2 protein-coding genes and 2 pseudogenes are annotated in these 5,516 nt (G+C 39.6%); all 4 read right to left on the reverse strand.

Going from position 1 to position 5,516, the window contains the following annotated elements:
- A pseudogene (pyrG, locus tag BHE89_RS08705) lies at positions 1 to 346 on the reverse strand (CTP synthetase); the annotation flags it as partial.
- A gap of 510 nt (positions 347 to 856) precedes the next feature.
- Complete coding sequence (gene mazG, locus BHE89_RS08715) at positions 857 to 1,654, reverse strand: nucleoside triphosphate pyrophosphohydrolase (RefSeq protein ID WP_069368730.1); 798 nt, start codon at positions 1,652 to 1,654, stop codon at positions 857 to 859.
- Positions 1,655 to 1,755: 101 nt separating this feature from the next.
- Positions 1,756 to 3,994 (reverse strand): annotated as a pseudogene (gene relA / locus BHE89_RS08720) (GTP diphosphokinase).
- Between the two features lie 71 nt (positions 3,995 to 4,065).
- The gene (gene rlmD, locus BHE89_RS08725; protein ID WP_069368494.1) at positions 4,066 to 5,391 is read right to left on the reverse strand and encodes a 23S rRNA (uracil(1939)-C(5))-methyltransferase RlmD; all 1,326 of its coding nucleotides are present in this window, start codon (positions 5,389 to 5,391) and stop codon (positions 4,066 to 4,068) included.
- Positions 5,392 to 5,516: the final 125 nt, after the last annotated feature.

Here is a 5,516-nt window from a genome sequence, read left to right on the forward strand (position 1 = left end):
TAACTTGAATAGTAGCCCCAAGATAGTCACCACGACGCTCTTTACGTAATACTTCAGAGTATACGCGTCCCGTCGTGAAGTTATTACGACGGGTCATTTCGTACGAATAAAGCGCTCATAGTGCCCTAAGTCGAGATCAGTTTCAGCACCATCGTCAGTGACGAAAACTTCCCCCGTGCTGAATTGGGCTCATAGTACCTGGATCGACGTTGATATACGGATCCAACTTCATCATGGTGACATTGAGTCCACGGGCTTCGAGTATAGCCGCCAGAGAGGCTGCGGCAATGCCTTTACCCAGAGAGGATACGACCCCGCCGGTCACAAAAATATAATTCGTTTTCATGCTGAACCTGAAAGTTTAGGTGTATTAGGATGATGGATATAACTGGACGGGAACACAGTATACCCGAACCTTATTTTCGCTACAAACATTCTTAGTAGTATAAAGTTCTTTTTCATCACGCCACTTATCCGTTTAAACACGAAAAAACAGTAAAAATTCAATTAACTAAACCCGTGAAAATATTTCTCAAGCATTTTAGCTTAATCCTTTCAGCTAAGATATCACTTTTAGAGAAGAGATGCTTTATTTTTTTCACGATATTAAGTGTAGCAGGTTTATAGCGAGATCTTTTGCTTATGATCATGCGTTTAATTTTTTGAGGTCAATCACATTTCCAATGCAATAAAATGCAAATATGAAATTTTAAATCACCCAAAAACAAAAAAGCGAAATTACATTTTATAATTTCGCCTTTTAAAAACTTTTATAAAAACAGCTGAAAAAACGAGATGTTATAGGTTATTTTTATCGCATTTTATGTCACACTAACGTTAATTTTCGTGTCACAATTCACTCAATCTGTTGTTCTTTTGCTTTCTGCCAGCAGATCTCCATCTCTTCCAATGAGGCATTTTCTATGCCTATACCTTCATCTGAAAGTGTCTTTTCAACAAAACGAAAGCGTTGCTCAAATTTTCGGCATGCTCGATTGAGCGCTTGCTCAGGTTTTTGTTTTAAATGCCGAGATAAATTGACAACTGAAAAGAGTAAATCCCCTAATTCATCTTCAATTTTAGACACATCTTGAGGTTCTCTTTTTACTTCTGCTATCACTTCATCAATTTCCTCAAACACTTTACCTAAAACGGGTTCAAGTTCATTCCAATCAAACCCGACAGAAGCACATCGTTTTTGAATTTTTTCGGCTTTCATCAAAGCAGGCAATGCGGCAGGAATATCATCTAATAATGAAAATTGTGCTTTTGCCTCACGCTCTTGCGCTTTGAGTTTTTCCCAGCGATGTTTTTCTGTTGATAAATTGTTTTCACTTTCAGAGGCAAAAATATGTGGATGACGACGCTCTAGCTTATTACTCATGGCCTCACAAACATCATTAAAATCAAATAACTTTTGCTCCTGCGCCATTCGTGAATAAAAAACAACTTGATAAAGCAAATCACCCAACTCTTCTTTTAAATCAGCAAAATCTTTACGGGCAATAGCATCTAATACTTCATAGGTTTCTTCTAATGTATAAGGTGCGATAGTGTCAAAAGTCTGCACTTTATCCCATTCGCATCCCGTATCAGGATCACGTAACTGCGCCATAATTTCTAATAAACGAAAGATTTCACGATTTTCTGACATCATATTGCCTTTTAAATAAGAGTGGGCGTTATCCTGTTTAACACATTTTTGATAAAAAAAAGCCGAGAACAGTTGTCTCGGCATCTTATCATTTTAATGTATTAGTGAGAAAAGCGTTTCGCCTCTATCACATCAGGCAACTGATTCAGTTTTGCCAAAATACGACCTAATACTTGCAGATTATAAATCTCAATATTCATATCGATGGTTGCAATTTGTTGCTTCACATCACTACGGCTACTGACACCGAGTACATTGACTTTTTCATTCGCTAAAATAGTCGTGATATCGCGTAATAATCCACTTCGATCATTGGCAACAACACGAACGACAAGTGAATAACCGCTAGAGTAATTCTCACCCCATACTGCATCAACAATACGCTCTGGCGCATGAGAAAGTAACTCTGCAAGTTGTTCACAGTCTGCTCGGTGAATCGAAATACCACGGCCTTTTGTAATAAAGCCAACAATATTGTCACCCGGAATAGGCTGGCAACAGCGTGCAATATGGTGCATTAAGTTACCTACACCTTCGACAACAATGCTTCCACCTGATCCTGTGGTTCTTGGTGCTGGTGTTTTACTTTCGAGTGTCCGTAACGCTTCTTTATCTTCATCTTCTGCAGTGGCTTTATTCAATCTACTTTGAATAAAGTTCACTAATTGGTTGATTCGAATATCACCGACACCAATCCCTGCTAATACTTCATCAACACTATGAACGTTATAACGTGCAATCAGCAGTTTTTCTGCTTCTTTCATGTTGATATCCATATGCGCCAATTCGTTATCTAAAATCTGACGGCCAGCAAGAATATTTTTATCGCGATCTTGCTTACGGAACCAATTATGAATTTTCGCACGACCACGACTTGTCGTGACATAACCTAAGTTAGGGTTTAACCAATCGCGACTTGGATTAGGATGTTTTTGCGTAATAATTTCAATTTGGTCACCCATCTGTAATTGATAGCTAAACGGTACAATACGCCCGCCAATTTTTGCCCCAATACAGCGGTGACCAACATCACTATGAATATGATAAGCAAAATCGAGCGGTGTTGAGCCTGCGGGTAAATCAACAACATCACCTTTTGGTGTAAAGACATACACTCGATCATCAAAAACTTGGCTACGGACTTCATCCAGCATTTCGCCAGAATCCGCCATCTCTTCTTGCCATGCAATCAGTTTACGTAACCATGCAATACGGTTTTCATAACTGCCTGTACCGCCTTTCGTCGCAGCCCCTGTTGCACCTTCTTTATATTTCCAGTGCGCAGCAACTCCCAATTCTGCATCTTCATGCATTTGGCGAGTACGAATTTGGATTTCAACTGTTTTACCTTCAGGCCCTAACACAACGGTATGAATAGATTGATAGCCATTGGGTTTTGGATTTGCGACATAATCATCAAATTCATCAGGTAAATGACGGAAATGCGTATGTACAATCCCTAATGCGGCATAGCAGTCTTGAAGACGTTCAACGACTATACGAACAGCCCTCACATCAAATAACTCATCAAATGCGAGGTTTTTTTTCTTCATTTTGCGCCAGATACTATAGATATGTTTGGGACGTCCATAGATATCTACATCGACATTCTCTTCTTTCATATAACCACGAACTGTACTGACAAAATTATCAATATACTGTTCGCGATCGATACGGCGCTCATGAAGTAAGCTTGCTATTTTTTTTGTATTCATCAGGATGAAGATAGCGGAAACAAAAATCTTCTAATTCCCATTTTAATTGCCCAATACCCAATCGGTTGGCTAATGGAGCATAAATATTAAAACACTCTTTAGCTGCCAGTACGCGCTCATCTTCAGTGGCATCTTTTACTTCACGTAAATGGGCTATACGCTCTGAGAGTTTAATGACCACACAACGGAAATCTTCTACCATAGATAACAGCATACGACGCACGTTATCTACCTGAACCGAGCTTGTTTCATTGGTATGTGTCGCTTTTAATTGGCGTATGGCATCCATTTCCATAACACCACGCACTAAGCTCCAAATAGCCTCACCAAAGTGTTCAGTGATGATTTCCTGACCAATAAGATTTTCTTCAGCAAGAGGGAAAAGAAGCGCCGCCCTCATACTGTCTTTATCCATGCTGAGTGTCGAAAGAAGCTCAACCATTTCAACACCACGCCATAATAGCAGTTCAGCGTCTTCACGCCCTTGAACAGTACGATGGCAGTATTCCCAGGTTTGCATGATTTCACTACCCGCATTGGCATGGGTTAAGTTCAAGCTGTTGACCCATTTATCAACAGCAAACTCTCCTGCAGGTGTTAAGTGAGCACTTCTTACTGCAACCATATTCTCTCCCTACACGGTATAAATCTTATTTGCGACTTATTTACTGGCTAACTGTCTATTTTCAAATCAATTTATTTTCGACTAAACAGTGCCATTGATTCCAGATGACCCGTTTGTGGAAACATATCCAACATTTTTAAACTGGTTAGCTGATATCCAGAATCTAATAATATCTTACTATCTCTGGCTAACGTGGTCGGATTACAGGAAACATACACGATTTTTTCTGCGGATAACTTCACAATATGTGACATTACCTCTAAAGCCCCTGCTCTTGCAGGATCTAACAACACTTTGTTAAACCCTTTCTTCGACCACGACATGGCAGAAAAATCAGCTGATAAATCTGCATGCCAAAAATGCGCATTACCTAGATGGTTTAATTCTGCATTCTTTTTCGCCATCTCAACCAGTGCGGGCACACCTTCTATCCCCACCACTTCGCTCACGCGTTTTGCAATAGGTAAAGTAAAGTTACCCATACCACAAAATAGATCTAACACGCGATCTTCTGACGACAAATCAAGCCATTCAATGGCTTGAGCAACCATCTTAGGATTTATTTCATCATTTACTTGAATAAAATCAGTAGGTGCAAAACGTAAATTTAGACCTTCTATTTGATAGAAGGGTTCCTTCTCAATTGAGGTTAATCGTGCTATCTCGCTATTATCGCCTGCAAGATACATCGTAACTTGATGAGTTTGGGAGAAATCACGCAAACTCTGTTTATCACTCTCTGGCAATGGTAATAAATGACGTAAAATAACTAGTGGCCCATTATCGGCGAGCACTATTTCAACATGCCCTAAATCACGTACTGATGTTAATTTTTTAAGGCATGCCCAAAGAGGAGACAATAAATTATTTAATTGAGGTTTTAATACTGGGCATTTTTTTATCATGACCAAATCATTAGAACGCTCTTGACGAAAGCCCATCACCAACCCTTTTTCTGGTTGATAGCGCAATCCTAATCTTGCTCTACGACGGTAACCATATTCGGCACCTGCAATAACAGGCTCCGCTGAAATCACCACACCCGTTTCGCGTTTAATAAGATGTGATAACACACTGGCTTTTGTTGTACGTTGTAACGCGATAGGTACATGTTGCTGCTGACACCCCCCACAACGTTCATAATATTCACAAAGAGGTGTTATACGCTGTTCGCTAGTAGTAAAACGCTTTATAACCTCACCTTTAGCAAACTGGCGCTTTTCTTCTGTTAAACGAATACGAGCAGTTTCTTGTGGAAGAAGTCCTTTTACAAAAATCGTTTTGCCCTCAGCATGAGCAATACCTTGACCATTTGCATCCAATGCACTGGCGGTCACTTCCAGAGTTGTCACCTGTTTTTTCACAGGACGTTTTTTAGGAGAATAAAACTGCACCATAGTATTAAATTAAGTATCAATGACGGATTAACAGTGAAATGGCATCGTTTTAGAATACGCTGTATGTTTTTCAGCGTGACATGAATGACTATGCATTTCGAAAGAAAAACATAGAAAGAGTATAA

The organism is Shigella sp. FC1967, assembly GCF_001743005.1.
Taxonomy (GTDB): domain Bacteria; phylum Pseudomonadota; class Gammaproteobacteria; order Enterobacterales; family Enterobacteriaceae; genus Proteus.